This is a genomic window from Streptomyces sp. NPDC007905 (genome assembly GCF_042959345.1).
GTDB lineage: Bacteria > Actinomycetota > Actinomycetes > Streptomycetales > Streptomycetaceae > Streptomyces.
The window spans coordinates 89,526-114,774 of the sequence record NZ_JBIBKS010000007.1 but is presented as its reverse complement, the minus strand read 5'-3'; the positions used below and the strand labels follow the sequence as shown (position 1 = coordinate 114,774).

The 25,249-nt window shown below is 72.9% G+C and carries 27 protein-coding genes and 2 pseudogenes; 13 read left to right on the top strand and 16 right to left on the bottom strand.

Going from position 1 to position 25,249, the window contains the following annotated elements; translation table 11 throughout:
* Positions 1–3: 3 nt before the first annotated feature.
* Positions 4–753, top strand: coding sequence for a methyltransferase domain-containing protein (locus ACFZDC_RS14510; RefSeq protein ID WP_391323652.1), 750 nt, complete (start codon positions 4–6; stop codon positions 751–753).
* On the opposite strand, the gene ACFZDC_RS14505 is transcribed toward ACFZDC_RS14510, so the two are convergent.
* The 5 genes from ACFZDC_RS14505 to ACFZDC_RS14485 all read right to left on the bottom strand — a co-directional run bounded on the left by ACFZDC_RS14505 (position 731) and on the right by ACFZDC_RS14485 (position 5,194).
* The gene (locus ACFZDC_RS14505) at positions 731–1,474 is read right to left on the bottom strand and encodes a GntR family transcriptional regulator (protein WP_391323650.1); all 744 of its coding nucleotides are present in this window, start codon (positions 1,472–1,474) and stop codon (positions 731–733) included. The genes ACFZDC_RS14510 and ACFZDC_RS14505 overlap by 23 nt on opposite strands.
* 363 nt (positions 1,475–1,837) lie before the next feature.
* On the bottom strand, positions 1,838–2,806 hold the full coding sequence (locus ACFZDC_RS14500) for an acetylxylan esterase (protein WP_391323649.1): 969 nt from the start codon (positions 2,804–2,806) through the stop codon (positions 1,838–1,840).
* Between the two features lie 213 nt (positions 2,807–3,019).
* A complete protein-coding gene (locus ACFZDC_RS14495; RefSeq protein ID WP_391324042.1) occupies positions 3,020–3,604 on the bottom strand; it encodes a hypothetical protein in 585 nt (194 codons plus the stop codon).
* 224 nt (positions 3,605–3,828) lie between these two features.
* Complete coding sequence (locus tag ACFZDC_RS14490; RefSeq protein ID WP_391324040.1) at positions 3,829–4,584, bottom strand: FAD-binding oxidoreductase; 756 nt, start codon at positions 4,582–4,584, stop codon at positions 3,829–3,831.
* 4 nt (positions 4,585–4,588) lie between these two features.
* The gene (locus ACFZDC_RS14485) at positions 4,589–5,194 is read right to left on the bottom strand and encodes a molybdopterin-dependent oxidoreductase (RefSeq protein WP_391323647.1); all 606 of its coding nucleotides are present in this window, start codon (positions 5,192–5,194) and stop codon (positions 4,589–4,591) included.
* Positions 5,195–5,362: 168 nt separating this feature from the next.
* Here ACFZDC_RS14485 and ACFZDC_RS14480 point away from each other — a divergent pair.
* From ACFZDC_RS14480 to ACFZDC_RS14470, 3 genes and pseudogenes are all read left to right on the top strand, one after another.
* Positions 5,363–5,485 (top strand): annotated as a pseudogene (locus ACFZDC_RS14480) (NADP-dependent oxidoreductase); the annotation flags it as partial.
* A 15-nt stretch (positions 5,486–5,500) separates the two neighbouring features.
* A complete protein-coding gene (locus tag ACFZDC_RS14475; RefSeq protein ID WP_391324038.1) occupies positions 5,501–5,674 on the top strand; it encodes a zinc-binding dehydrogenase in 174 nt (57 codons plus the stop codon).
* Positions 5,671–6,462 carry a GNAT family N-acetyltransferase gene (locus ACFZDC_RS14470; RefSeq protein ID WP_391323645.1) on the top strand — a complete coding sequence of 264 codons (792 nt, stop codon included), beginning with the start codon at positions 5,671–5,673 and terminating at the stop codon, positions 6,460–6,462. The genes ACFZDC_RS14475 and ACFZDC_RS14470 overlap by 4 nt, the downstream gene beginning before the upstream one ends.
* 278 nt (positions 6,463–6,740) lie before the next feature.
* Here the strand turns inward: ACFZDC_RS14470 and ACFZDC_RS14465 are convergent, their stop codons facing one another.
* A complete protein-coding gene (locus tag ACFZDC_RS14465) occupies positions 6,741–7,139 on the bottom strand; it encodes a MarR family transcriptional regulator (RefSeq protein ID WP_391324036.1) in 399 nt (132 codons plus the stop codon).
* 149 nt (positions 7,140–7,288) lie between these two features.
* On the opposite strand from ACFZDC_RS14465, the gene ACFZDC_RS14460 reads away from it, so the two are divergent.
* Positions 7,289–8,344 carry a hypothetical protein gene (locus ACFZDC_RS14460; RefSeq protein WP_391323643.1) on the top strand — a complete coding sequence of 352 codons (1,056 nt, stop codon included), beginning with the start codon at positions 7,289–7,291 and terminating at the stop codon, positions 8,342–8,344.
* Positions 8,345–8,411: 67 nt separating this feature from the next.
* Here the strand turns inward: ACFZDC_RS14460 and ACFZDC_RS14455 are convergent.
* Positions 8,412–8,597 (bottom strand): annotated as a pseudogene (locus ACFZDC_RS14455) (hypothetical protein); the annotation flags it as partial.
* A gap of 285 nt (positions 8,598–8,882) precedes the next feature.
* Here ACFZDC_RS14455 and ACFZDC_RS14450 point away from each other — a divergent pair.
* Positions 8,883–9,707 carry a putative protein N(5)-glutamine methyltransferase gene (locus tag ACFZDC_RS14450; protein WP_391323641.1) on the top strand — a complete coding sequence of 275 codons (825 nt, stop codon included), beginning with the start codon at positions 8,883–8,885 and terminating at the stop codon, positions 9,705–9,707.
* Between the two features lie 9 nt (positions 9,708–9,716).
* Here the strand turns inward: ACFZDC_RS14450 and ACFZDC_RS14445 are convergent, their stop codons facing one another.
* Positions 9,717–11,795 carry a SpoIIE family protein phosphatase gene (locus ACFZDC_RS14445; protein WP_391323639.1) on the bottom strand — a complete coding sequence of 693 codons (2,079 nt, stop codon included), beginning with the start codon at positions 11,793–11,795 and terminating at the stop codon, positions 9,717–9,719.
* Between the two features lie 319 nt (positions 11,796–12,114).
* Between ACFZDC_RS14445 and ACFZDC_RS14440 the strand changes: the two genes are divergently transcribed.
* The 4 genes from ACFZDC_RS14440 to ACFZDC_RS14425 all read left to right on the top strand — a co-directional run bounded on the left by ACFZDC_RS14440 (position 12,115) and on the right by ACFZDC_RS14425 (position 16,358).
* Positions 12,115–12,996 (top strand): hypothetical protein, encoded by an 882-nt coding sequence (locus ACFZDC_RS14440; RefSeq protein ID WP_391323637.1) that lies wholly within the window; start codon positions 12,115–12,117, stop codon positions 12,994–12,996.
* A gap of 94 nt (positions 12,997–13,090) precedes the next feature.
* Entirely contained in the window at positions 13,091–13,462 is a 372-nt protein-coding gene (locus tag ACFZDC_RS14435; RefSeq protein WP_391323635.1) for a hypothetical protein, read from the top strand.
* 262 nt (positions 13,463–13,724) lie between these two features.
* Positions 13,725–15,740, top strand: coding sequence for an FAD-dependent oxidoreductase (locus ACFZDC_RS14430; protein ID WP_391323633.1), 2,016 nt, complete (start codon positions 13,725–13,727; stop codon positions 15,738–15,740).
* A 30-nt stretch (positions 15,741–15,770) separates the two neighbouring features.
* Positions 15,771–16,358 carry a helix-turn-helix transcriptional regulator gene (locus ACFZDC_RS14425; protein ID WP_391323631.1) on the top strand — a complete coding sequence of 196 codons (588 nt, stop codon included), beginning with the start codon at positions 15,771–15,773 and terminating at the stop codon, positions 16,356–16,358.
* A 41-nt stretch (positions 16,359–16,399) separates the two neighbouring features.
* On the opposite strand, the gene ACFZDC_RS14420 is transcribed toward ACFZDC_RS14425, so the two are convergent.
* Complete coding sequence (locus ACFZDC_RS14420) at positions 16,400–16,939, bottom strand: hypothetical protein (protein ID WP_391323629.1); 540 nt, start codon at positions 16,937–16,939, stop codon at positions 16,400–16,402.
* 189 nt (positions 16,940–17,128) lie between these two features.
* Entirely contained in the window at positions 17,129–18,109 is a 981-nt protein-coding gene (locus ACFZDC_RS14415; RefSeq protein WP_391323627.1) for a fibronectin type III domain-containing protein, read from the bottom strand.
* Between the two features lie 374 nt (positions 18,110–18,483).
* On the opposite strand from ACFZDC_RS14415, the gene ACFZDC_RS14410 reads away from it, so the two are divergent.
* Complete coding sequence (locus ACFZDC_RS14410) at positions 18,484–19,230, top strand: glycoside hydrolase family 75 protein (protein ID WP_391323625.1); 747 nt, start codon at positions 18,484–18,486, stop codon at positions 19,228–19,230.
* A gap of 151 nt (positions 19,231–19,381) precedes the next feature.
* Here ACFZDC_RS14410 and ACFZDC_RS14405 read toward each other — a convergent pair whose 3' ends face one another.
* The 5 genes from ACFZDC_RS14405 to ACFZDC_RS14385 form a co-directional block, all read right to left on the bottom strand.
* Complete coding sequence (locus ACFZDC_RS14405; protein WP_391323623.1) at positions 19,382–19,792, bottom strand: PTS-dependent dihydroxyacetone kinase phosphotransferase subunit DhaM; 411 nt, start codon at positions 19,790–19,792, stop codon at positions 19,382–19,384.
* Position 19,793: 1 nt separating this feature from the next.
* The gene (dhaL, locus tag ACFZDC_RS14400) at positions 19,794–20,396 is read right to left on the bottom strand and encodes a dihydroxyacetone kinase subunit DhaL (protein WP_391323621.1); all 603 of its coding nucleotides are present in this window, start codon (positions 20,394–20,396) and stop codon (positions 19,794–19,796) included.
* 46 nt (positions 20,397–20,442) lie between these two features.
* Positions 20,443–21,435, bottom strand: coding sequence for a dihydroxyacetone kinase subunit DhaK (gene dhaK / locus ACFZDC_RS14395; protein ID WP_391323619.1), 993 nt, complete (start codon positions 21,433–21,435; stop codon positions 20,443–20,445).
* Positions 21,436–21,739: 304 nt separating this feature from the next.
* Positions 21,740–21,901, bottom strand: a complete 162-nt coding sequence (locus ACFZDC_RS14390; RefSeq protein WP_391323617.1) for a hypothetical protein — start codon at positions 21,899–21,901, stop codon at positions 21,740–21,742.
* Positions 21,898–22,080 carry a hypothetical protein gene (locus ACFZDC_RS14385; RefSeq protein ID WP_391323615.1) on the bottom strand — a complete coding sequence of 61 codons (183 nt, stop codon included), beginning with the start codon at positions 22,078–22,080 and terminating at the stop codon, positions 21,898–21,900. Before ACFZDC_RS14385 ends, ACFZDC_RS14390 begins: the two co-directional genes overlap by 4 nt.
* Positions 22,081–22,570: 490 nt before the next feature.
* On the opposite strand from ACFZDC_RS14385, the gene ACFZDC_RS14380 reads away from it, so the two are divergent.
* A complete protein-coding gene (locus ACFZDC_RS14380) occupies positions 22,571–22,915 on the top strand; it encodes a DUF3040 domain-containing protein (protein WP_391323613.1) in 345 nt (114 codons plus the stop codon).
* A gap of 218 nt (positions 22,916–23,133) precedes the next feature.
* On the opposite strand, the gene ACFZDC_RS14375 is transcribed toward ACFZDC_RS14380, so the two are convergent.
* A complete protein-coding gene (locus ACFZDC_RS14375; protein WP_391323611.1) occupies positions 23,134–23,697 on the bottom strand; it encodes a hemerythrin domain-containing protein in 564 nt (187 codons plus the stop codon).
* 552 nt (positions 23,698–24,249) lie between these two features.
* Here ACFZDC_RS14375 and ACFZDC_RS14370 point away from each other — a divergent pair.
* Complete coding sequence (locus ACFZDC_RS14370) at positions 24,250–25,245, top strand: NAD-dependent epimerase/dehydratase family protein (RefSeq protein WP_391323609.1); 996 nt, start codon at positions 24,250–24,252, stop codon at positions 25,243–25,245.
* The last annotated feature ends 4 nt before the right edge of the window (positions 25,246–25,249 follow it).

Below are 25,249 nucleotides of genomic sequence, written 5' to 3'. Positions count from 1 at the left end.
GGGATGTTCAGCCCCGAAGGCCCCACGCTCCGCGAACTCGCCGTGCAGGCGCTGTCGTCCGTCGAGCACGGCTACGACCTGCTGGCCCCGAAGTTCGACCACACACCCTTCCGGACCCCGGAGGCGGTGCTGGAGGCCGTCGCGAAGGCCCTCGTCCCGCTCGGCCCGTTCGACGACGGGCTCGACCTGTGCTGCGGGACCGGAGCCGGGATCGACGTCCTGGCCGGGCTGTGCCGCCACAGCGTCACCGGGGTCGACTTCAGCGCGGGCATGCTCGACGTCGCCCGCCGCCGGGTCCCGTCCGCCGGCCCGGGCGTCGCCTGGGTGCGTGGCGACGCCCGGGCCCTGCCGTTCACGGCCGCGTTCGACCTGGTGGTCAGCTTCGGCGCGTTCGGTCACTTCCTGCCCCGGGAGCTGCCCGGGCTGTTCACCCAGGTCCACTCGGTGCTGCGGCCGGGCGGCCGCTTCGCCTTCCCGGTCCTCGCCCCGCCCCGCCCCTCCGGCCCCGCCTTCTGGACGCTGCTCGGTTTCGACGCGGTGATGCGGGTGCGCAACGCCCTGTGGCGACCGCCGTTCGTCATGTACTACCGGGCCTTCCGGCTGGGCGACGTGCTGGGGGAGTTGGCGCGCGCCGATTTCACGGTCGAGCTGCGGGCTCTGCCCGAGTTCGGGCGGCGCGGTGACGGCAGCCCACGCGTCCGGCTCGTGGTGGCGCGCCGCGCGGACGGTGCTACCCCGCCGCCGGTAGCGTGAACTCGTAGACCAACGCGTCCCGTTCGGCGTTCACCACCAGTTCGGTGATCTCCAGTGGGCGCGCGTACTGGTCGCGCACCTGCCGGGTCACCCGCACCGAGGAGGCGTCGCCGAGCTGGGTGATGGAGTCCCGGTGGTGCAGGGTCAGACCGGCCTTGCGCATCCAGTCGTAGGCGCGGCGCAGCTGGGCGGGAGTGGCCCCGTCGGCCCGGCCCCGGTAGCGGCCCAGCTCCGCGACCTCGGCCAGCGCCACGGCCGAGAACGACGTCACCGCCGTACGCAGCGACCGGCCGTCGGGCGTGGCCGACCGGTAGCGGTGCACCAGCGTCGGCCGGTGCGGGGCCAGCCCCAGCGCCTTGGCGTGCTCCGGCGGCGGCGCCTCCCACGTCACCGTCGCCCGGTCCACCGCCCAAGGGTCGGCCGGCCGCGCTCCCACCGGGAAGGCGAGGGAGACCGGGTCCTCGACCGGGCGGCCCGGCAGCGTGGCATGGCTGCCCCGCCGGTCGGTGGCGACCAGACCACCGCGGCGCAGGACCTCGAGCGCCTGCCGGACGGTCTCCCGGCTGACCCCGAAGTGCCGGGCCAGGTGCCGCTCGCCCGGCAGCCGTTCACCGGGCGGGATGGTGCCGTCGTGCAGTTCGTCGAGCAGCAGTGACGCGACCCGCCAGTACAGGGGCCGGCCGTCGGACTGCGGGGGTTCGTGCGGGGTGGTGCGGGCCATGCCGCGCCTCCTGTTGGTGACAAGACGTAACCGTGCGGGCTCATTGCGCGACCACATCTAGCATTGGTCTAAACCACAAGGGAAGAGCGGTTTGCCGGTTCGGCCGAAACCCACCCGCGCGAACCGGTCGGCACAGGGGCGCCGTGGAGGGCGTCCACCAGCGCCGTTCCGCCGGGGTCGGCCGCGATGTGCGGCGCCGTCCGGTGCATCGCGCGGTCCGGCGAGCCGCGCCCCCGGGTCGGCGAGCCCGCGGGAACCACCGGACCCGTCGTGTCCGAAAGCCGTACGCGGCCCCCCGGCCGGTCGAAGCCGGCTCCGGTCGGACAGGAGGGACGGGCGAGGAGCCGTCCCCCGGTCCGCCCCTCAGGCGTACGTGCGCAGCCAACGCAGCTTCCGCTCCTCCTGGAACGGCCCGCCGCCCTCGTGGTCGTTGAAGTCGTACACCTCGATCGCCTTGTCCTCGTGCGCCCAGGCGTTGAACGCCGCGAAGACCGTGGACGGCGGGCAGGTCTGGTCCTCCAGGGCCGCCGAGAAGAGGGCCGGGGCCCGGCCGCGCGCCGCGAAGTGCACGCCGTCGAAGTAGGAGAGGGTGCGCAGCACGTCGCTCGCGCGGCCGCGGTGCGTCTTGAGGAACAGGCCTATCTCCCGGTACGGGTGCCGGTCCGTCACGGTCGTGGCGCGCGGGAAGTCGCACAGGAACGGCACGTCCGGGGCGACCGCCACCAGGTCGGGGACCAGCCCGCCGACGGCGAGGGCGATGCCGCCGCCCTGGCTCTCCCCGGTCGCCACGGTCCGCGCCGCGTCGGTGAGCGGGTGGGCGCGGGCCGCCTCCACCGCGCGCACGGCGTCCGTGAACACACGGCGGTAGTAGTAGTTCTCGGGTGCGTCGAGGCCCCGCGTCATGAACCCGGGATACGCGGGCGCGGCGCCCACCGGGTCCGCCGTGCCGCCCCCGCCGCCCCAGGCGCTGCCCTGTCCGCGCGTGTCCATCACGAAGTGCGCCCGGCCCGTCGACGCCCACAGCAGCCTCTCGTGCGCCAGACCGCGCCCGCCGCCGTAGCCGATGAACTCCACCACCAGCGGCAGCGGCTCCGTGACCGCCACCGGCAGCCGCAGCCAGCCCCTGACCGGGTGCCCACCGAACCCGGCGAACGTGACGTCGTACACCCGCACGGTGGACAGCCCCGTGTCCACCGGCTCGAAGCGGGCGTCCAGGTCGTGTTCGCGCGCCCCCTGGAGCGTCTTGGCCCAGAAGGCGTCGAAGTCCTCGGGCGCGCTGGAGTCGCTGCGGTACGCGCGCAGTTCGTCGATCGGGAGGTCGAACAGGGCCATCGACAACCGCCTTCGTGAAGGGGGCGTGCGGGGGACTGCGGGATCTCACCGTACGTGGATGATCGGATGACTCGACAGGACCGTGCGGGGTGCGGGCCCGGTTCGTCGCCCCTCACGCGCGGTCGACGCACAGGCCAGAGGGGCGAAATCGCTTGCCGCGCACGCACGATGAGGGCGGACACCGGGGTTGTGGTGATCGGGTCACCCGACGGGTCAGGTCCTGGGCTGGGTCCACTTCGGTCCCGTGCGCGCCCATTCGCGTTCCCACTCGGCCAGCCGGTACCGCAGCGCGATCCGGCGCTCCACGGCGTGCCCGAGCAGGACGACGCCCGCCGCGCCGCCCGCCGCGCACACGCCGACGGTGACCGTGTGCTGCCAGACGGCGACGTCGTCCGGGGGCGGTGCCACGCTGCGTCCCCGGGCGTCGAACCACACGGTCACCACGTCACCGGCCCGGCTCCCCGCCGGTACGCGGGCCAGCGCGGTACGCGTGGCCCTGCCCGGTTCGGTCCAGCGGACCCGGGCCCGGTAGGGATGCTCGCGATCGCCCTGCACGGTGGGCAGCCGCCGGGGCGTGTTGGCGACGACCATGGCCCGCACGTGGTGCCGCTCGGCCCGCTGCGCGACCGCGAGCGTCTGCGCCTGGTCATGGGCGCGCAGACCCGCCGCCACCCCGACCAGGGGTGCGACCACGAACAGCAGGACGGCGACGACCAGCACCGTCCACGCCTCCACGACGTCCGACCGGCGCCGCAGCGGATTGCGCCGCCAGCGCCAGCCACGCACCCGGGTACGCATGTCCACCTCCTCGCCGCTGGAGCCGGAGAGCCGGGCGAGCCGCGTCACCGGTCGTCCGCCCCGCCGCCGTGCGCGAGCGTCCACATCCGACTTGTACCCCGTACGGCGCACCTCGGCTCCCGCCGGCTACCGCGACTTCAAGCCCTCATGGAGCACGGCATGCGGCATGCGCCCCGCGGCGGCGTGGGCGGCGGCGTGATCGGTGGCGTTGCGCGGTGGCGTGCTCAGCCGAAGCGCTCGATGCGGATCCGCTCGACCGGCTGGCCCGCCTCGACCAGCAGCCGGGAGGCGTGCTCGGCGAACCCGTTGGAGCCGCACACATAGGCCTCCCAACCACCCGGAGGCTGCTCAGCCAGGAGTGGTGCCACATGTGCGGCCGTCATACGACCCACCGGCACACCCTGGGGAGCGCTGCGGGTGAAGACGGCGTTCGTCTCCGCGCCCAGCTCCCGGGCGTAGATCAGTTCCTCGGGACTGCGCGCCGACACCAGCATCCGCAGCGGCACGCTCAGGCCCCGCGCCCGGTGGTGACGCACCATCGACATCAGCGGTACGACCCCGGAACCGGCCCCGAGCAGCAGGGCGGCCCGGTCGCCCGGCCAGGCGAAGAAGCCGCTCAGCGGGCCGCGCACCTCGACCGTGTCACCGGGCCTGGCCAGCGTGTGGAACCAGCCCGAGACCTCGCCGTCCGGCACATGGTCCAAGGTCAGCTCGATGTGGCCGGAGTCGTCCGGCGCGGACGCGATCGAGTAGTGGCGCTGGGCCACATAGCCGTCCTCCGCGGTCAGCCGCAGCATCAGGTGCTGTCCGGGCAGGTGCCCGGCCCAGTCGGGCACCGCGAGCCGGAAGGTGGCCGCGTGCGGCGTCTCGCGCCGGATCTCCGTCAGTGCGGCCGTCTGCCACACCGCCGCCGTCTGGTTGCTCACGGCGATACGCCCGGGCACGGCGAAGCGCGACGGGGGAGTGAAGGTCGTCGTCACCGTCTCAGTCACCGGAGTACCGCTGCTCCTCCCACGGGTTGCCCCGCTCGTGGTAGCCGTTGCGCTCCCAGAAACCCGGCTCGTCGTGGTCGAGGAGCGTGATGCCGGCGATCCACTTGGCGCTCTTCCAGAAGTACAGGTGCGGCACCAGCAGCCGCGCCGGACCGCCGTGCTCGGGCGCGAGCGGCTCACCGTCGAACTCCCAGGCGATCCAGGCACGCCCGCCGGTGAGGTCGGCGAGCGGCAGGTTCGTGGTGTAACCCGTGTGCGAATAGGCGATCGCGTGGGTGGCCGACCCATGGGGCCGCACCACATGGAAGAACGTGTCCAACGAGACGCCGCCGAACCGCACTCCGAACTTCGACCAGCTGGTCACACAGTGGATGTCGCCCTCGTACGACGACGAGGGCAGGGCGTGCGCCTGCTCCCAGTCCCAGGTGTGCGGCCGCTCCACCAGTCCGTCGACGCGGAAGGACCAGTCGGCCGGCCTGAGCTCGGGGGTGACCTCGGCGGACAGGACGGGCCAGTCGTCGCCCGCGTCGTACTGCCCCGGTGGCAGCCCTGGGTTGAGGGCGCGCGGGCGACCCGTGAAGCCTCGGGTGACGTTCATGGTTCAACCGTACGCTGTCGGCGCCGGTGTTCCGTCCCAGGTCAGTGGCCCCGGGCATTGCGGCCGTATGAACTCTGCGCGGGGCCGGGAATAGCCCGACCGCGCACCTCCTTGGCGCTGAATGCCGGTTGGTGCGCCGGTGCAGCACAACGGAAGCGAGGAAAGAGGATGCCCATGGCGTACGTCTTCACGCGGTACGGCGGACCGGAGACCGGGGCGCTGACCGACGTGGAACGGCTGAGCCCCGGCCCCGGCCGGCTCCTGGCCGCCGTCCGCGCGGCGGGAGTCGACGGGGGTGGCTCCCGGGTGGCACGCGCCCGCACCGCCGCCGTCCTGGACGCGGTTACCGACCTCGTCCCGCGAGGAGCGCTGAACCCGCACGTCACCGGCACCTTCCCGCCGGCCCGGGCCGAGGAGGCCCCGCGTGCCGTCGAGAACGGGCACACCCGGGGCAAGATCCTGATCGAGGTGGTCGCATGAGCGACCTGACCCCTGGGGGCGAACCGGCGGGTGCCGACCGGGGCTCGGGCGCGCCCGGTCGCGAGGCGACCGAGGCACCGCACGTCCTGGACAACCCCGCCCTTGCCGCCCTGACCGGCCCGCACGCCCACTTCGCCGAGCGGCGCGGCCGCGTGCTGCGCTACCCGGTCGACGTCTCCCCGTGGCTGGCCCTGCCCGCCGAGCCGGACGCGGACGACTGGGCGGATCTCGCCGCGCTGGCCGGCCCCGGCGCCGAAGTGCCGCTGGCCGGATTCTGCGGGCAGGTGCCGGACAGCTGGGAGATCACCTTCCGGGTGGAGGGCGTCCAGTTCGTGGACGACGGTCTCGCCGCGGCACCGGACGCGGAGGCGGTCCGTCTGGGCCCGGCGGACGTGCCCGAGATGCTCGATCTGGTGGCCCGTACCCAGCCGGGCCCGTTCCTGCCGCGCACCGTCGAACTCGGCACCTATCTCGGCATCCGCCGCGAGGGCGCGCTGATCGCCATGGCGGGGGAGCGTCTGCACCCGCCCGGCTGGACCGAGATCAGTGCGGTCTGCACCGACCCGGCCCACCGTGGAGAGGGGCTGGCCAGCCGGCTGATCCTCGCGGTCGCGCACGGCATCCGGGAGCGCGGTGAGACCCCGTTCCTGCACACCAGCGCCAGGAACACCAGCGCCATCCGGCTCTACGAGTCCCTGGGCTTCCGGTTCCGTCGCCGCACGGAGTTCCTGGCTGCCCGAGCGCCCGAGCACCTGACGGACGGGCGGGCGGCCGTACCGGTGCCGTGATCGCCCGGTGCCCTGGGCAGGCCCGGTCACGGCCCTCCACACCGTCGTGCCCGGGCATCCCTCGGCAGCAGCACCTGGCCGAGCTCGCGCCGGCAGGGCACGGGACGGCACCGGCGGACACGGAGTGCGGACAGGAGCCGGGGCGGGCACACGGACACCCGGCCCGATCCGGCTTCCGGCCCCCGAGGGGGGAACGGCGCCACTTGCCGACGGCCACCCCGCGGGCGCCCGTCGAGGCGAGCCGGAGTCCGATCACCGGGAGGGTGCGGATTCCGCTCTCAGCCGGACTCGGCGCCGGACGGCCCGGCGTTGTACCGCTCCAGGTAGGCCGCGAAGCGGACCAGGTCCTCCGCCGGCCAGTCGGCGAGCCGTTCCCGGAAGGCGGCCCGGCGGCTGCGGGTCACCTGGGCGAGGATCTCCTGGCCGGCCTCGGTCAGGTGCAGCACCTGGACCCGGTGGTCCTCCGGATCCAGGCGCCGCTCGATCAGCCCGGCCCGCTCCAGCGCGGACACCTGGCGGCTCACCGTCGACTTGTCCAGGGCGTAGTGCGCCGCGAGGTCCGTCGCCCGGCAGCCACCGCTCTCCTCCAGGTGGCCGAGCAGGGTGTACGACACCAGCGACAGCTCGGGGTGCATGCGCCCCGCCGAGGCGCGGGCCCGGCGCGCGAAGATCGTCATCTCGCGCTGGATCGTCTCCACGGCCGTCTCCGTCGCCGTCACGGGATCACCTCCTGAACACCCACGGGGAATTCCGCGTCCACCGCTCTAGTTGTATAGTACAACTTGGAGTAGAAGTTGCATAAGCCAACCTTTGGAGGTCGCGCGCGATGAGGTCACCGGCACTGCGCCATGTGCTCACGCACCTGATCACCCCGCTGCTGATGTGCATCGGCATGGGGCTCGCCTACATGGGGGCCTTCGTGACCCCGGAGCCGCACCACCTGCCCGTCGCAGTAGTCGGCGCCGGGCCCCGGGCGAAGGTGTTCGCCCAGACCGTCAAGGACACCGCGGGGGACAAGCTCGACGTCCGCACCGTCGCCACCCGCGCCGACGCGGTCGGCCTGCTGAGGTCCCGGGACGTCACCGGTGCCTATGTGCCGAGCGCCGAGGCGCCCGAGCTGCTGGTGGCCACCGCCGCGTCCGACATGGGCGCGACGGCCGTGGAGAAGGTCTTCACCCCGGTCGCCGCCGAGGAGGGCGTCCCGCTGAAGGTCACAGACGTGGCCGCACCGGTCGCCGACGACCCCACCGGGCAGGGCCTGTTCTTCCTGCTGATCGCGCTCAGCATCGGCTCCTACGCCTCGGTCGCCGCCCTCGGCGCCGCGGGCGCCACCCTCCCGATGCGGGTACGGGCGCTGCTCGCGCTCGCTGTCTCCGCCGTGGTCAGCGGCATCGGCGCGTTGCTCGCCGGGCCGGTCTTCCATCTCGCCCACCACGATCTGGCGAGTCTGTGGGGCATGGCGTGGCTCTACTCCGCGGGCATCCTCCTCATCGGCGTCGGCCTGCACACCTTCCTGAAGCGCTGGACCACGCTGACCATGATGGTGCTCTTCGTGATGCTCAACTTCACCAGCTCCGGCGGTCTGTTCCGGCCCGAGCTGCAGAACGGCTTCTTCGGTACCCTGCACGCCTTCTGGAACGGCGCCGGCTTCGTCGAGGGCATCCGCAGCCTGCTCTACTTCGGCGACGACGACCTCGCGCGCAACGTGTGGACGCTCGTGGTCTGGCTCCTCGCCGGTCTCGCCGTGACCGCGATCGCCGCCGCCCACGAGCGCAGCCGGGCACCCCGGCGGGCGCCCGTTCTTCCCGGGCCCGCGCCGAGCGTCGAGCAGGAGACCCTCGCAGACGCCGAGGAAGAGGCCGAGGAGACGGTCGGCGTGTGAGCGGCCGTCGTACCGGCAGAAGGAGCGTGCCGCCCGGTAGCGGGCGGAGCCCCTCCCGCCGGCCGGCTCACCGGCCGGCCGACCCGATCGTCACCACCCGCGCCCACTCGGGCGGTGAGTCCCGCCAGGCCCGCGCCGGCCGCTCCCGTGGGAACAGGCCCACCACCGTCCGGCACGACGGTCGGGTGTCCGGCCAGGGCGTCTGTCCGTCCGTCAGGACCACGACGACGTCGGGCCCCGGCCGGGCCCGCATCTGTCAGCAGAATGAGTCGTCATCGCGGCGGTCGTAACGGGCCCGCCCCGGGCCGTTTTCCCGAACCCCGAGCAGCCGACGGCCGGTCCGGGGGCTGGGGTATCGTGGCCATCCGGCCGCGGACGGTTCGCGGGCGCAGGCTGCCGAGGAGGTGAGACCCATTACCGCTGTGTCGGCTGGGGTGCTCTCTCCTGGTGACAGCTTGCTGTGACAGCGCGGAACACCGGCACCGGTGACCGCGAGAGCGCCCTTCGAATCCAGGTTCCCGAAAGGCTCTCGGCTTCCATGCCCTCCCTGCCCTCCTTGCCCGCAGTGCCCTCTTCCTCCGTCCCTGCGGTCGTCTCCGCACTGCGCGCCGCCGGGTGCGTCTTCGCCGAGGACGAGGCGGAGTTGCTCCTCGCGACCGCCCGGACCCCTGAGGAACTGGCCGCGATGGTGGACCGGCGCACCGCCGGACTCCCCCTCGAACACGTCCTCGGCTGGGCCGAGTTCCACGGCTTGCGCATCGCTGTGGAACCCGGCGTCTTCGTCCCCCGCCGCCGTACCGAGTTCCTGGTCGATCAGGCGCTGGCCCAGGCTCCGGACGCACGGGTCGTCGTCGACCTGTGCTGCGGCTCCGGTGCGCTCGCTGCGGCCCTGGCCGGCGCGCTCGGCGCCGTCGAGGTGCACGCCGCCGACATCGACCCCGCCGCCGTACGCTGCGCCCGCCGCAACCTCGCCCCCTACGACGGCCGGGCCCACGCGGGCGACCTGTTCGACGCCCTGCCGGCCGCGCTGCGGGGCCGCGTCGGCATCCTCGCGGCCAACGTGCCCTACGTCCCCAGCGCCGAATTGGCGTTCCTCCCCGCGGAGGCCCGCGACCACGAGCCGCCGGCCGCTCTCGATGGCGGCGCGGACGGCCTCGACGTGCTGCGCCGGGTGGCCGCCGGGGCACCAGAGTGGCTCGCCCCCGGCGGCTGCCTCCTGACCGAGACCGGCGAACACCAGGCCCGGGCCGCCGTGGAGGCCTTCACCGATGCGGGTCTGACGACCCGTCTCGCGGTGTCCGAGGAGCTGCATGCGCATGTGGTGATCGGCGTACGGCCTTGCCGGCGGACGACGGGAGTGTGACCGCAGGACCTAGGGCAGCTCCTGCGCCCGGGCGATGAGCAGGGCCACGTCGTCGTGGTTATCGGGGTGGTGCAACGTCCGCAGGAGCAGGTCGCAGGCCTCCTCCAAGGGGCGGGCGGGGTCGTCGAGCAGGGACAGCAGGAAGTCCAGGCGTTCGTCCAGCGAATGGCGGCGGGTCTCGACCAGCCCGTCGGTGTAGAACACCAGCTCGTCGCCCGGCTCGAAGTCGACGGTCACGGTGGAGAACTCCACCCCGCCCACCCCCAGCGGCACCCCGGTGGGCAGGTCGAGCAGCTCCGGCGGGCGGCCGGGGCGGACCCGGGCCGGGGGCAGGTGGCCGGCGTTGGCGATCCGGCACTGGCGCAGATGCGGATCGTGGACGGCGTACACGCACGTGGCGATGGAGTGGTCGAGGTCCGAGGTGGTCTTGTCCAGGTGCTCGAGCAGCAGCGCCGGGTCGAGGCCGAGCGAGGCCAGCGTGGTGGTCGCGGTGCGCAGCCGGCCCATGGTGGCGGCGGCGCTGATGCCACTGCCCATCACATCGCCGACCACGAGCGCGGTCCTGCCGCCGTCCAGCGGGATGACGTCGAACCAGTCGCCGCCGACCTCGCTGGTGGCACCCGCCGGCTGGTAGCGGGAGGCCACCTCCAGGCCGGTCGTCACCGGCGGATGACTGGGCAGCAGGCTGCGCTGGAGGGTCAGCGCGGTGTTGCGGGCGTTCTGGTACCAGCGGGCGTTGTCGATCTGCACGGCCGCGCGGGCCGCCAGCTCCCGGGCCAGCAGGACGTCGTCGTCACCGAAGGGCTCCGGATTGCGGGTGCGCTTGAGGTCCAGGGCGCCCAGCACCTCGCCGCGCGCGATCAGCGGCACCGCGAGATACGAGTGCAGGCCCGCCCGGGCCAGCGACTTCGCCGCCTCGGGGGAGTGGGCGATCCGCGGCAGGTCCTCGTCCTTCACCTGGGGCACGAGGACGGCCTCGCCGGTGCGGACGCACTCCGTGACCAGCCGGTCGGGCGCGTACCGGGCGATCTGGCCGGGCGGGTCGGCGGCGCACACGGCGTCCGAGTCCTCCGCCGGGCGCACCGCGAGCGCCCGGATCACCGCGGACTCCGACGGGCCCAGCGTGCTCGGGCGGCCCTCGACCACCGCGTCCAGCAGGTCCACGGCGGCGACGTCGGCCAGCGCGGGTACGGCCACCTCGGCCAGCTCGCAGGCGGTGCGCTCCAGCTCCAGCGTCGTACCGATCCGGGCTGAGGCGTCGGCGATGACCGCGAGCCGGCGCCGCGCGGCCTCCGCCTCGACGGAGGCCCGGTGCTGCTCGGTGATGTCGACCATCGAGGCCGCAACCCCGAGCACGTTGCCCATCGCGTCCTCGAGGCGGTAGAGCGACAGCGCCCAGGTGTGGTCCTCGTCCGGGTCGGCCGGGGTACGCCCGACGATGGGCTCGTCGATCAGCGGCACACCGGTGTCCAGGACCCTGCGCGCCGACTCCTCCAGTGCCTCGGCCTCCAGCCGGGGCACGACCTCACGGAGCCTGCGGCCCACGTGCTCGGCGGCGGGCAGCCCGTTGATCGTCTCCAGTGCCGGGTTGACCGAGACGAACCGCAGCTCGGTGTCCAGGACGGCGAGCCCCATCGGCGACTGCCTCACCATCCGCTCGGACAGCGCCACGTCCTGCTCCAGCCGCCGCACGGTCGACTGATCGGCGGCGAGCCCCAGCGCGTACACGTCGCCCCGGTCGTCCAGCAGCCGCATGTTGCGGAACTCCACCAGCCGGGTGCTGCCGTCCTTGTGACGGATGGGGAAGCCGCCGGCCCAGCTCCGGCCGGTGCGCATCACATCGGCGAACAGCTTGCCGACCAGCTGGATGTGCCGCTCGTGCACCATCAGCCGGGCCGCGTACTGACCGAGCGCCTCCTGCGCGCTGTACCCGAACAGCTCCTCGGCCTGGGGGCTCCACAGCACGATGCGGCCGTCGGTGTCCAGTACCACCGACGCCACGCTCAGCACGTCGAGCAGCCCGCCCGGCCGCACCGGCCCGCGCGCGGGTTCGCCGCCCTCGGCCACCGGAGCCTCGGCTGCACTCATGCCACGCACCGCCTTCGCCCGTCCGCACGGCACGTCGTCCCCCGTGCCGACTCCCCTTGTTCTACCGCGCTCACACCCGACTCTCCGACGCCGTCGTCGACTATGTCCACCATCTCTCAACACGGCGTCGGACGTCCGCCGAAGTCACCACGCCGTGGCATCGCGATGCGGCTGTCGCCTCCGATGATCGCGCAGGAGCGTTCCCCGGGGGCCGTGTGAGTTCACGCTCATGTTGCTCCATTGGTCTGTACATGACCAGTCGACACGGCCAGACTGTCCGCCGACCGAGTGTCCCCACCCCCCGTTCGAGGAGTCGGCCATGCCCGCGTCCGCCTGCCAACGTTGTCACGGAGTCCTCACCGGACTGGTCACCCTGGCCACCGCCGCCGTCGTGTCCCTCGCCGCACCCGCCCCGGCTTTGGCCGCCGGCACCTGGACCGAGACGGGCTCGGACCGCGCCGACCCGCTCACCGAGAGCCAGGGCCTGACCTCGGTGGAGGTCCCGGCGAACAGCCCCAACCGGTACACCGGCATCGGCACCATCCCCGTCGGCCTTTCCAGCCGCGGCTGGAACCATGTCGGCGACCCCGACGCCTCGTACGACGGCTACTACATCGAGCCCTACCAGCGGGACTCCGGCAACTCGAAGATGTTCCGCGTGCAGGCGCCGGGCGGCGCCTGGTCGGAGTACGTGCACACACTGAGCGCCGGCGAGGCCCTGAACAACTCCTGGGACGCGATCTCGCCCGACGGCCAGTGGATGCTTTCGGGTGAGTGGGGCACGATGAACCGCCTCCTGGTCTTCCCCACCCCGGGCCTCAACCCGGGCACCTCGCCCTCCGCGAACCTCCCGCAGGCTTCCACGGTCAACCTCGACCACGCCGTGCGCGACGTGCAGGGCTGCGACTTCTCCGGCCCGACGACCCTGCTGTGCTCCTCGGACGACCCGGAAGGCTCCCTCTTCGGTATGACCAAGCCGCTGCTCCAGATCGACCTGTCGGCGGCCCCGAACGGCACCTCGGACGTCACCGGCCACGTCACGGCCCTGCGTCAACTGCCGCTGCGCAGCTCCTGCTCGGGCACCTTCGAGGCGGAGGGCATCGACTACGACCGCCGGACCGGCGTCCTGCGGGTGATCGTCGTGTCGCCGGGCTTCTGTGTGCTCACGGACAGCAAGACGTACAAGTTCTCGCGCAGCTGAGGTGTGCTCATCGGCCGGTGGTGCTTTCCTGAGGATGGAAGCGGTTCGGCGGGGTACCCCGTTCCACTGCAGCACGGCCCCGAAAGGAGCGATCATGAGGAACTCGGACCGGTCGCACCCGGAAACCGTCTCGGTGGAGATCAGCGGCTCGAAGGAGGATGCCCGCCTCGTCTTCGACGCGCTGAACAGCTGCTTCGCCTCGGACCGGGCTCCCGAAGAGGTACCGCGGCAGCTCCACGAGACCCGTCCGATGGTGTGGCTCGGCACGTACGACGTCGCGGACGCCAGTGAGGAGGGCTGCCCGCCGGTCCGCCTCGGCGCGTCCGTCCTGGCGGACGTCCAGGGCGGCTACTGGGCCGTGGACCGGTTCCGCACCACCCTGGACGGGATGTTCGCCGTCGAGGAGACCTGCACGGCCTCCGGCGACCAGGAGCGCGACCTGCACCTGCGCCTGGAGAGCCGCTGAGGAGGGCCCCGACGCAGTGACGCCCCGGCCGACGCACCGTCGGCCGGGGCGTCACTGCGTCGGCCCGTCGCCGACGGACCGGCCGACCGAGTCGTTCCTGCCGTCGTGGCCGGTGACCTGGTCGACCGAGGACCCACCGGGTGTGCGTCCTGGTGGTTATGGAGTGGTCGGGCTCACGTGCGGGTCTTTATGCAACTAGTTGCACAAGGGGGCGCGCTTCCTCTACAACAAAGAGGCGACCGCACCCTGCACGGAGGGCCCGATGAGCCGTTACCCCCACCTGATGTCCCCGCTCGACCTGGGATTCACCACCCTGCCCAACCGCGTGCTCATGGGTTCCATGCACGTCGGTCTGGAGGAGGCCGAGCGCGGCTTCGAGCGGATGGCGGCGTTCTACGCGGCCCGCGCACGGGGGGGAGTCGGGCTGATCGTCACCGGTGGCATCGCGCCCAACGAGGAGGCACGCCCGTACGAGGGGGGCGCCAAGCTCACCACCGAGGCGGAGGCCGAGCAGCACCGGGTCGTCACCGAGGCGGTGCACCGCGAGGGCGGCCGGATCGCGATGCAGATCCTGCACTTCGGCCGGTACGCCTACCACCGGGATTTGGTCGCCCCGAGTGCGCTGCAGGCTCCGATCAGCCCCTTCGTGCCCCGCGAACTCACCGACGCCGACGTCGAGCGGACCATCGACGACTACGCCCGCGCCGCCCGCCTCGCCCGGCAGGCCGGATACGACGGCGTTGAGATCATGGGCTCCGAGGGCTACCTCATCAACGAGTTCATCGCCGCGCAGACCAACCGGCGCGAGGACCGCTGGGGCGGCTCGTACGAGAACCGGATGCGCTTCCCCGTGGAGATCGTCCGGCGGGTGCGCGAGGCCGTCGGCGAGGACTTCATCATCGTCTACCGGCTGTCCATGCTGGACCTGGTTCCGGGCGGCTCCTCCCTGGAGGAGGTCGTCACCCTGGCCAAGGCCGTTGAGGCCGCCGGGGCGACGATCATCAACACCGGCATCGGCTGGCACGAGGCCCGTATCCCCACGATCGCCACCTCCGTGCCGCGCGGCGCCTACACCTGGGTCACCAAGAAGCTCATGGGCGAGGTGTCCGTCCCGCTGGTGACCACCAACCGCATCAACACCCCGGAACTCGCCGAGCAGTTGCTCGCCGAGGGTCACGCCGACATGGTCTCCATGGCCCGCCCGATGCTCGCCGACCCCGACTTCGTCAACAAGGCGGCGGCCAGCCGGCCGGAGGCCATCAACACCTGCATCGGCTGCAACCAGGCCTGTCTGGACCACACCTTCAGCGGGCAGATCACCTCCTGCCTGGTCAACCCGCGCGCGTGCCACGAGACGGAACTGGTGCTCTCTCCGACCCGGCGGCGCAAGCGCGTCGCCGTCGTCGGCGCCGGTCCTGCAGGTCTCGCCTGTGCGGTGAGCGCCGCCGAACGCGGCCACGCCGTCACCCTGTTCGACGCCGCGAGCGAGATCGGCGGCCAGTTGAACGTGGCCCGCAAGGTCCCCGGCAAGCAGGAGTTCGACGAGACGCTGCGCTACTTCCGCCACCAGCTCGACGCCCACGGCGTGGACGTACGCCTCGACACCTGGGTCGGCTCCGAGGACCTGACCGACTACGACGAGGTCGTCGTCGCCACGGGCGTCACCCCGCGCACCCCCGACATCCCCGGCGCCGACCACCCCCGCGTCCTCGGCTATCTCGACGTCCTGCGCGACGGCGCCCCCGTCGGCGACCGGGTCGCCGTCCTCGGTGCCGGCGGCATCGGCTTCGACGTCGCCGAGTACCTCACCGACGGCGGCGACAAGGCGAGCGAGGACCCCGAGACCTACTTCCGCCACTGGGGTGTCGACATGGACTACACGGCACCGGGCGGCCTCGCCGCACCGAGGCGGCCGGCCCCGCCGCGCACGGTCCACCTGCTCCAGCGCAAGACCACCAAGGTCGGCGCCGGACTCGGCAAGACCACCGGCTGGATCCACCGCACCGAGCTGAAGCACCGCGGCGTGACCATGGTGCCCGGCGTGCGCTACGACCGGATCGACGACGCCGGCCTGCACATCACCGTCGGGGACGAGAGCACGGTCCTGGAGGTCGACACCGTCGTGCTGTGCACCGGCCAGGAGCCGCGCCGCGACCTGTACGAGGAGCTGGTCGCCGCGGGGCGCAGCGCCCACCTGATCGGCGGCGCCGACGTCGCGGCCGAGCTGGACGCCAAGCGGGCCATCAAGCAGGGCACCGAGCTGGCAGCGGCACTGTAGGGACCGCGGGCGCGTCCCTAGGATGAGTCCATGTCACTCCCGCACGCCATCCTCACCGCCCTGCTGGAGAAGCCGTCGTCGGGCCTCGAGCTGACCCGCCGGTTCGACAAGTCGATCGGGTACTTCTGGTCGGCGACCCACCAGCAGATCTATCGCGAGCTGGGGAAACTGGAGGCCGAGGGTCACATCCGCACCCTGCCGGCCGAGCAGCCGGCCCGTGGGCAGAAGAAGAGGTACGAGGTCCTGCCCACGGGCCGCGCCGAACTGGCCCGCTGGACCGCCGCCTCTCAGGATCCCAAGCCGCAGCGGGACATCCTGCTGCTGCGGCTGCGCGCCGCCGCGGTGGTCGGCACGGCGGGCCTCGAGGCCGACCTGCGCCGCCATCTGGAGCTTCACCGGCGGCAGTTGGCGGAGTACGAGGAGATCGAGCGGCGCGACTTCCCGCCGGACCGGGACGCCCCGCAGGACCGCCTGCGCCATCTGGTCCTGCGCGCCGGCATCGACCTGGAGACCTTCTGGACCCAGTGGCTCACCCACGCCCTGAAGGAGTTCCCCGAGCTGCCCGGGCAGGCGCCGTCACAGGAGCCGGAACCGGCGGACGGCACGTCGTCCGGCTGACGGCCGCCGCCGCTTCGGCCCGTGGCCCGTGGGCCGCCGCCTCAGAGCCGGTACGGCTTGGAGCGGCGGCGCAGGAACCAGGCCGCGGCGATGACGCCGGAGCCCACCAGGGCCGCGCCGACGCCCAGGGTGAGCGGGCCGTAGTCGCGGGCCGCGCCGCCGAGGCCGCCCATCACGCCCCGGGAGGGCGCGGGCTTGGACGTCGACGAGATCGTGGGGGCGGCCGGGGCGGAGACGATGACGGACTGGGTGCCGGCGGTCATGCCGTTGGAGCACATCACGACGACCGTGTACGTCCCCGGGCTCACCCCGGACCAGGCCGCGGACTGGCTGATGGTCGTACCGGACAGGGCCACCTGCCGGCCCTGCGCGAAGCTCGCCCCGCGGCCGCTGAGGAGCGAAGCGGTGCCCCAACTGCCGTTGTTCTGGGTGCATGAGCTGGTGACGACCGAGACCGTGGATCCGGTGGTGCTCACCGAGATTCCCGAGGCCGCGGCCGATGGCCCGGCGAGTGAGGCCGGGAGCACGGCGGCGGCCGCCAGGGTCAGGCCGGAGCGGAGGAGGAGTCGGGAGTTACTCATTGGCTGGCCTCCGGCGGCACGGTTGGCGGTACGTCCCATGCGCCGCCGAGGGTCGGGAAACGTCCGTGCTGCCTCAACGGCAGCAAACGTCCTCCGGTGCCCCGCCGCACCCGGACCGCATCCGGTCGGGTGACGGGACTCCTCCGCCCGGTGCAGGCCGGCGCGCCGTCGACGCCCGTACGCCGAGCTTCAGCGGCCCGCGCCCGTGGTGACCGTCCGTTCCGCCGAGAATCCGCCCCAGGTGCCGTCGGGCAGCCGCGCCCTCAGCCGCACCCGGTGTCCGGTCCCCGGGCCCCGCCCGACGTAGAAGCTGTAGTGGGCCCGGCCGCGCGGCGGGTCGCCGCCCCACACCAGGGAGGTGGCCGTGGTGCCGTCGAGCCGGATCTGGTACTCGGTGATCACCCCGTCGACGTGTGGCGGATCCCAGGACAGGTCGAGGTAGTACGCCCCGGCGGAACGGTGGGTCGTGGCGGTGAAGCCGGTCGGCGCGGTGTCCCGGCCGTCGTCGGTGCCCGGCGTGGCGAGCCGGACCCGGGCACTCGCGGGCGAGAGGTTGTCGCCCGCGTCCCGCGCCCGCACGGTGAAGACGTACCGGGTGCCGGGACGCAGTCCGGTGATCATGGTCGCGGTCTGGTTCCCACCCACGCTGTGGATCTTCACGCCGCCCTGCAGGACGTCGTACGACACCACGCCTCTGTCGTCCCGGGAGGCGCCCCAGGACAGGTGGACCGCCCGGCTGCCGACCGCCCGCCCGGCCGGCCGCGGCGGGCGGGTCGGGGCCGAGCGGTCCGCCGCCACGACCGCGGGCGTCCTCGCCCGCACCTCGCGGCTCGGCGGCCCGAGGCGGCCGTCCGTGTCCAGCGCCCGCACGGTGAAGGCATACAGGGTGGACGGCCTGAGCCTGGTGACGTCCACCATGTGCTCGGAACCCGGCACTTCCAAGACCTTCCTCGAGCCGCGATACACCTCGTAGGTGCGGATCCCGGGACCGTCCGGTATCGCGTTCCACATCACGTGCACGCTGGTGGCGCTCCCGGCCGCGGCGGTGACGCCCGTGGGAGCGCCGGGCGCCCGGCCGCCGTCACCGTCGGCCGCACCGCTCCAGCCGCAGGACGCGGCCAGCACCAGGGCGCTGCAGGCCGGCAGGGGCCGCAGGAGAACGCGTCGCACGGCTCTGCCTCCCAGGGGACGGCATCACGGCAAAGGTCCGGACCAATATGACGCGTCCGTGTGGTCGTAGCAAGGGGGGTGGCGTTGGTGGCCATGTGGGGAAGTTACGTATGCTGAGGTCTCCCTATGGGCCGAACTTCCCGCGAGAGCAGGGAAGTTCATGCCTGAGGCGCGGAAACGCTGTCGTCGCCGAACCCGCGCCGACGCGGGCGGCCGGGGGCCTGGGCCGACACCGGCTCAGACCCCCGGTTCCTGCTGCCTTCTCACGGGGCGTCAGGTAATTGCTCCATCCGGCCCCACAGGGTGACTGGTGCTCGCGGACCGGCATCGGATTGGGCATGGTGTCCGAAATGTCCCAAAAGAGAGGGTTCACAGTGCGTGTCCAGTCGCTGACGCTGGCCGTGGCCGGTGCCGCCCTGCTCGCCCCGACGACGCTTCCCGCCGCCGCCGTGCCACCCCGGGAGGGGCCGCTGGGCCACGGTGGGGGCGCCGTGACGGCCACCCCATCCCGGGAGGGGCCGCTGGGCCACGGTGGGGGCGCCGTGACGGCCGCCGACCTGCTGGACCGGGTGCGCGCCTGCACCCAGGTCTCCCGGGGGCGGTACCGCACCGACGACGGCGCCCGGGCCACCGTCCCCGTCTGCGCCACCCGCCAGGCGGTGTTCTGGAAGGCCGACCTGGATGTCGACTGCGACGGACGGCCGACCGCCCGCTGCAATCGCCGCACCGACCCGCTCTTCTCCGCCGACACCGCCTTCCAGCAGTCCGACGGCCGCCACCTGAACGCCGAGACCCTGCCCTACATCGTGATCCCCGTCCAGAGCGGGATCTGGGACCCCCCGGCGCACGGCGTCCGTGGCGGCTCGGTGGCGGCCGTCATCTACCGGGGCCGGGTGCAGTACGCGGTCGTCGGCGACACCGGCCCGCGCGAACTCATCGGCGAGGCCTCCTACGCCACCGCCCACGGTCTCGGCATCAAGGTCGACCCCCGCCGCGGCGGAGCCGCCTCCGGCGTCACGTACATCGTCTTCAGGGGCTCCCGGGTCACCCCCATCGAGGACCACCGCGCGGCGATGGCGGAGGGGGAGCGGTTGGCCCGGCGGTTCGTCGGGGCTCGGTGAGGGCGGCCCGGCCGGTGCGGGCCGCACGAGCCGGTCTCGGACGGGGCACGGCCGGCACGGCCGAAGCAGGGCGCCTCTGCGGCCCGCCGAGCGGTGCGGTGGACGGGCGAAGGCCGACCGTCCAGGGGCCGGAACCCCCTGGACGGTCGGTTCACACCTTCCGGTAGCCGTAGGCCTCCGTGGCCGCCGCCTCCACCGCGTCCAGGTCGGCGCCCGTGGCCGCCGTGACGACAGCGGCCACCGCGCCCTCGACGAACGGCGCGTCCACCAGGCGTGCCCCGTCCGGGAGTTCGTCGCCCTCGGCGATCAGCGTCTTCACCGTGAGCACCGCGCTGCCGAGGTCGGTGAGCAGGGCCACTCCCGCACCCCGGTCCACGGAGGCGGCCGCGGCGGAGATCAGCTCCGCGCTGGTGCCGAGCCCGCCGCCCTCGACGCCGCCCGCCGGGGCGACGGGCACCGAGGGCGCCCCGCCCGCCAAACCCTTCGCCAGCTCGGCCACGGAGGCGGCGACCTCCGCGCTGTGCGACACCAGTACGATCCCGACCACCTTCTCGTCACTCACCTCAGGCTCCCGCGGCTGCTTCTTCGAGCGCGGCGATCAGCAGCGCCGAGGACGTGGCGCCCGGATCCTGGTGGCCGATGCTGCGTTCGCCGAGATAGCTGGCCCGTCCCTTGCGGGCCTGCAGCGGTGTGGTGGCCACCGCGCCCTCCTCGGCGGCCGACCGCGCCGCGGCGAAGCCGTCGGTGAGCGCGTCCACGGCCGGGACCAGGGCGTCGATCATGGTCTTGTCGCCGGGTGCCGCACCGCCGAGCGCCATCACCCCGTCCACGCCCGCCCTGAGCGCCTCGGCCAGCTGTGCCTCGTCGACCTCGGCGGCATCCCCGAGCGCCTTGCCGGCCCGGCGCAGCAGGGTGCCGTACAGCGGCCCGGACGCCCCGCCGACCGTGGAGATCAGCTGGCGCCCGGCCAGGGTCAGCACGGCACCCGGGGTCTGCGGCGCCTCCTTGTCCAGGGTGGCCAGGACGGCCGCGAACCCCCGCTGCAGATTGCTGCCGTGGTCGGCGTCCCCGATGGCGGAGTCGAGGGCGGTGAGCCGTTCCGCCTCCCGGTTGACGGACGCGGTGGTCGCCGTCATCCAACGGCGGAAGAAATCGGCGTCGAGCACTGGATCTCCTTGCGTGGTAGGGGTGTTGACCGCTTCGTCCGCCGTATCACATCCTCCAGCGCAGCGCCGGGGTCTTCACCGGCGCGTCCCACAGCCGCAGCAGTTCCTCGTCGACCTGGCACAGGGTGACCGAGGCGCCCGCCATGTCGAGGGAGGTGACGTAGTTGCCGACCAGAGTGCGGGCCACGGCCACACCGCGCTCCCCGAGCACTCGCTGCACCTCGGCGTTGAAGCCGTACAGCTCCAGCAGCGGGGTGGCGCCCATACCGTTGACCAGGACGAGCACGGGGTTGCGCGGGGTCATGTCCTCCAGGATGGCGTGCACCGCGAAGTCGGCGATCTCCCCGGAGGTCATCATCGCGCGCCGCTCCCTGCCCGGCTCGCCGTGGATGCCGATGCCCAACTCCAGTTCACCGGAGGGCAGGTCGAACGTGGGGGTGCCCTTGGCCGGGGTGGTGACGGCGCTCAGGGCGACACCGAAGCTGCGGGAGTTCTCGTTCACCTGGCGACCGATGGACTCCACCCGCTCCAGCGGCTGCCCCTCGGCCGCGGCGGCACCCGCGATCTTCTCCACGAACAGGGTCGCCCCGGTACCGCGCCGGCCGGCCGTGTACAGGCTGTCGGTGACCGCCACGTCATCGTTGACCAGTACTTTCGCGACCTGGATGCCCTCGTCCTCGGCGAGTTCGGCCGCCATGTCGAAGTTGAGCACGTCGCCGGTGTAGTTCTTCACGATGAACAGCACGCCGGCCCCGCTGTCGACCGCGGCCGCGGCCCGCGCCATCTGGTCCGGCACCGGCGAGGTGAACACCTCTCCGGGACAGGCGGCCGACAGCATGCCCGGACCGACGAACCCGCCGTGCAGCGGCTCGTGCCCCGACCCGCCACCCGAGACGAGCGCGACCTGCCCGGCCACGGGGGCGTCCCGACGGACGATCACCCGGTTCTCCACGTCCACGGCCAGGTCCGGATGTGCGGCCGCGATACCCCGCAGCGCATCCGCCACGACGGTTTCCGGGACGTTGATCAGCATCCTCATCTGTGTCTCCTAAGAAGCCTAGCAGTGCGTCTCTGACCTGTGCTTTCCCTGGTCAAGCCGGGCAGGGCCGGTCATTGGTCCCGGCGGCCCGGCCGATGCCGACCAAACGCTGACCTTACTGACGGGTCATCAGGCGCCTCGAGGTCTGCTTGATGACAGACGGAACAGGAGTCCTGCTCCTCAGTATCGACCTTGCGGCAGCCAAGGTCACACCGCAGGTACAGCTTCCTGACAGCCTCGACCGCCTCGAGCCCTCGCGCACCCAATGCTGCGAGGTGCTGCGGGAGCGGGTCCGGCAGTGCGGTCATGGCGAGCCCACTTGACGGGCGGCCGTCTCGTCGAGTCCGGGGCGGCGGTAGAACTCGGCCGCCCTGCGGTTCGGCACGGTCACTTCGACGTCCTGCGTCTCTGCGACGTGCCGGTGGACGGCGTCGGCGTCCGCGGAAGCGGCGGGCCGGACGGTCATGTCGCCCCCGGCCCCCGGATCTCGGCGACGGGCGCCGTCGCGGCCGTCGGAACCGCGGCGATCAGTGCGGCCGCGTCCATCCCGATGGTGCTGTCGGGCCGACCGCTGCCGCAGTGCACACGGCCCAGGCCGCTCACCGTCTCGTCGAACACGACCACCGCGGCACCCTCAGCGGACACCGGGCACACCCCGGGGGCCGCATGCCCGCCCGGGCCGGCCGACCGGCGCCCGCGGGTGACAGGTCGGTGCGGCGGATCCCGGCCGCCCGGACCAGTGCGCCGTACCGCAGCCGTGCCGTGCGTGGCCGGGCAGGACTGCCAGGACGAGCCGGTCCTCCGGGGTGACGAAGGCCAGGGTCGTCTTGACCGTTCGCTCCTGCGGAACGGCCAGGGCGGCACACACCTCCGGGACTTCGGCGACGTCCGGATCCTCGGACTTCGAAGGCCGCGCCCAGTGCCGCGAGCACCTCGGGCGGGCCGGCCGACGCGGCATCGCTCATGCCGCCGGGACTGGCCTGCCCGGCAGGGAAGTTGTCCGCCTTTCGCCGACAGGCGGCGAGGAGACGCCACAGCCGCTACGGCCGCTTCGACCGGGCCGTACCGGGGAACTCGGCGGTCCCGGAGAGGGGGGCACGGAGGCCGCCGGGCGGCCGGAGGAGGTGCCGTTTCCGTGGACGAGTGGGAGATCCCCGACGACGTACGGCTCTCGCCGCGCGAGCGCCTCGCGCTGCAGTTGATCGAGGCGGACCTCCGGCAGGACCGCCGGCTCGTGCACCGGATGCGCCCGGCGCGCCGGATGGCCCGGACCAGCCGGGGGATGTGGCTGCCGCTGGCCGTCCTGCTGCTCGCGGGCGCGTCCGTGTTCGTGGCCGTCATGGGCATCCGCACCTCGCACCCCGCGCTGCTGTGGTGTTTCGCCCTGCTGTGGCCGCTGACCCTGCTGCAGGCCTTCCGCCTGCTGTGCCGCACCGTACGGCGGCGTGCGTCCGGCGGCCGTGTCACCCCGTGGCTCTGAGCAACCGCCGAAAGGCCCGTGGCCCCGCCCGGCACCCCGGTCCCGGCCGAGCAACCGACGAACGCCGTACGCCTGCCGTACGCCGAGGAACGCCGTACGCAGAGCTCCCGGCACGCGCAGACCTGCCGGCGCCCGCCGACCGCGCGGGTCGGCGGGCGCCGGCAGGCCTCCACCGGATCACCGGAACGCGATGGGCCACCGGGCCCTGACCGCCTCCCTCAGGCTTCCTTGCCCCGCCCCGACAGCGCGTCCCGCAGCCGGTCGACCAGTCCGGCGCCCGGGGCCAGCAGCTTGTTGGCCGGGGGCTTGTCCGGAGCCGACGGGTGCGGGCGGGTCGGCGCGGTCTTCTTCGCGCGGCGCACCTTGTCGCCGAGCTCGTCCAGCGCCTCAGCCGAGCAGGCCTGCTGCAGCATCGGGAAGAGGTTCTGCTCCTCGTCCGTCAGATGGGACCGGATCTCGCTCATCAGCCTGGCGATGAGGGCGTCGAACTGGGGATCGTCCGCCTCCAGGCCCTCCAGGTCCTTCATGATCTGCTCGGCCTCGGCGTGGTCCTCGAGCTCCTTGTCGGCCATGGAGTCCCCGCCCGTCACGTGCTTGCGCACCGCCGGGTAGAGGTAGGCCTCCTCGGCCACCGAGTGGCGGACCAGCTCGATCGTGGCCTGGTCGGCGAGTACCTTGCGTTCCTTGGAGCCGGGCGGCAGCGCCTCGATGCGGCCGAAGATCTCCTCGACCTCACGGTGATCGGTAGTCAGTTCCTGGATGACGTTTCCGCCGTGACCCATGTCATTACCTCCTACGTGCGCGGCGGCCGTCAGCGGCCGGCCGGTCGTTGCGTCGAGTGCCCCTTCCCGGGGGCGCTACACGGCCCGCCGACGCCGTCAGCGCATCGAGTGACAGGCCGCCGCCGTCCGGCCCGCCTCGGACAGCGCTCATGCCCACCAGCGGTCCACAATGCGCCGGGCACACTGCGGCAGCGCGGGCCGGCAGGGGGCCCTTTGCACAAGGCTGCCGACGCGAGGTGGCCGTCCCGGGACCGTCGCCACCGCGGTACGCGATCACCGGAGTCGCGCGAGTACCCGGCATTCAAGACAATAGGAACCAACGTGTGAAGCCAACTGGCACGGGAACACAGGTGCCAGTGCCGTCCAGCCAGTGGCGGCCGACCAGGGCGGTCCTCCGGATCAGCGGGGACCCGGGCCCTGTCGTCATCCAACAGCGTCTTCCCTCGGCGAACCGACGACGACGTCGGTCCGACGGTTCCGTTGCGCCATTGCCCGCGCAGGTGCGTGTCCGGGCGCGTTGAACGTGACGACGTGGACGAAGGAAAAGCCCCCATGACTGGTGAAACCCTTCCGGTTCCCTGGCAGCGGGCCGTCGTGACCGGCGGCGCCGGCTTCCTGGGTTCCCATCTGTGCGAGCGGCTGCTGGATTCAGGTGCCGAAGTCGACTGCGCGGACAACCTGGTCTGCGGGCGCCGCGCGAACATCACCCACCTCGAAGGCAGGCCCGGCTTCCGGTACGTCCACTGCGACGTCTGCGACCCCGGCTGTCTCGAGCAGTTGCCGGGACCGTACGACCTCGTCCTGCACTTCGCCTGCCCCGCCTCGCCCGCCGACTACCTGAGGCTGCCCCTGGAGACCCTGGACGCGGGCAGCCTGGGCACCCGCAACGCCCTGGCGATCGCGCAGCGTGACGGGGCGCGCCTCCTGCTCGCCTCCACGTCCGAGGTGTACGGCGATCCGCTCGTGCATCCCCAGCACGAGGGCTACTGGGGCAACGTGAACCCCGTGGGGCCGCGCAGCGTGTACGACGAGTCCAAACGGTTCGCCGAAGCCCTCGTCACCGCACACGCCGGCACCCACGGCACCGACGCAGGGATCGTCCGGCTGTTCAACACGTACGGACCGCGCATGCGCGCCCACGACGGTCGCGCGGTGCCCACCTTCATCAGCCAGGCCCTCGCCGGTGAACCGGTGACCGTGACCGGTGACGGCAGCCAGACCCGCTCGCTGTGCTACGTGGACGACACCGTCGACGGCGTGCTGCGGGTGGCCGCCAGCCGGTCCGTGCGGCCCGTCAACATCGGCGGCGCCGACGAGATCACCATGGCCGCCCTCGCCCGCCGCGTGGTCGCGCTGACCGGCTCCCGCTCGCCGATCGCGTTCATCGACCGGCCCGTCGACGACCCCTGCCGGCGCCGCCCCGACACCAGCCTGGCGCGCGAACTGCTCGGCTGGTTCCCCCAGGTGCCCTGGGAGGAGGGCCTGAAGCAGACCATCGCGTACTTCGCCGCCCTGCCGCCGGACGGGGAGCCGGCCGCGCGGCCCTGACCAC

Coding starts and splice junctions, on each gene's coding strand:
- ACFZDC_RS14510 (WP_391323652.1), top strand. CDS start 4: ATGTTCAGCCCCGAAGGCCCCACGCTCCGCGAACTCGCCGTGCAGGCG.
- ACFZDC_RS14505 (WP_391323650.1), bottom strand. CDS start 1,474: ATGGCCCGCACCACCCCGCACGAACCCCCGCAGTCCGACGGCCGGCCC.
- ACFZDC_RS14500 (WP_391323649.1), bottom strand. CDS start 2,806: ATGGCCCTGTTCGACCTCCCGATCGACGAACTGCGCGCGTACCGCAGC.
- ACFZDC_RS14495 (WP_391324042.1), bottom strand. CDS start 3,604: ATGCGTACCCGGGTGCGTGGCTGGCGCTGGCGGCGCAATCCGCTGCGG.
- ACFZDC_RS14485 (WP_391323647.1), bottom strand. CDS start 5,194: ATGAACGTCACCCGAGGCTTCACGGGTCGCCCGCGCGCCCTCAACCCA.
- ACFZDC_RS14470 (WP_391323645.1), top strand. CDS start 5,671: ATGAGCGACCTGACCCCTGGGGGCGAACCGGCGGGTGCCGACCGGGGC.
- ACFZDC_RS14465 (WP_391324036.1), bottom strand. CDS start 7,139: ATGACGATCTTCGCGCGCCGGGCCCGCGCCTCGGCGGGGCGCATGCAC.
- ACFZDC_RS14460 (WP_391323643.1), top strand. CDS start 7,289: ATGAGGTCACCGGCACTGCGCCATGTGCTCACGCACCTGATCACCCCG.
- ACFZDC_RS14450 (WP_391323641.1), top strand. CDS start 8,883: ATGCCCTCCCTGCCCTCCTTGCCCGCAGTGCCCTCTTCCTCCGTCCCT.
- ACFZDC_RS14445 (WP_391323639.1), bottom strand. CDS start 11,795: ATGAGTGCAGCCGAGGCTCCGGTGGCCGAGGGCGGCGAACCCGCGCGC.
- ACFZDC_RS14440 (WP_391323637.1), top strand. CDS start 12,115: ATGCCCGCGTCCGCCTGCCAACGTTGTCACGGAGTCCTCACCGGACTG.
- ACFZDC_RS14435 (WP_391323635.1), top strand. CDS start 13,091: ATGAGGAACTCGGACCGGTCGCACCCGGAAACCGTCTCGGTGGAGATC.
- ACFZDC_RS14430 (WP_391323633.1), top strand. CDS start 13,725: ATGAGCCGTTACCCCCACCTGATGTCCCCGCTCGACCTGGGATTCACC.
- ACFZDC_RS14425 (WP_391323631.1), top strand. CDS start 15,771: ATGTCACTCCCGCACGCCATCCTCACCGCCCTGCTGGAGAAGCCGTCG.
- ACFZDC_RS14420 (WP_391323629.1), bottom strand. CDS start 16,939: ATGAGTAACTCCCGACTCCTCCTCCGCTCCGGCCTGACCCTGGCGGCC.
- dhaK (WP_391323619.1), bottom strand. CDS start 21,435: ATGAGGATGCTGATCAACGTCCCGGAAACCGTCGTGGCGGATGCGCTG.
- ACFZDC_RS14390 (WP_391323617.1), bottom strand. CDS start 21,901: ATGACCGTCCGGCCCGCCGCTTCCGCGGACGCCGACGCCGTCCACCGG.
- ACFZDC_RS14375 (WP_391323611.1), bottom strand. CDS start 23,697: ATGGGTCACGGCGGAAACGTCATCCAGGAACTGACTACCGATCACCGT.
- ACFZDC_RS14370 (WP_391323609.1), top strand. CDS start 24,250: ATGACTGGTGAAACCCTTCCGGTTCCCTGGCAGCGGGCCGTCGTGACC.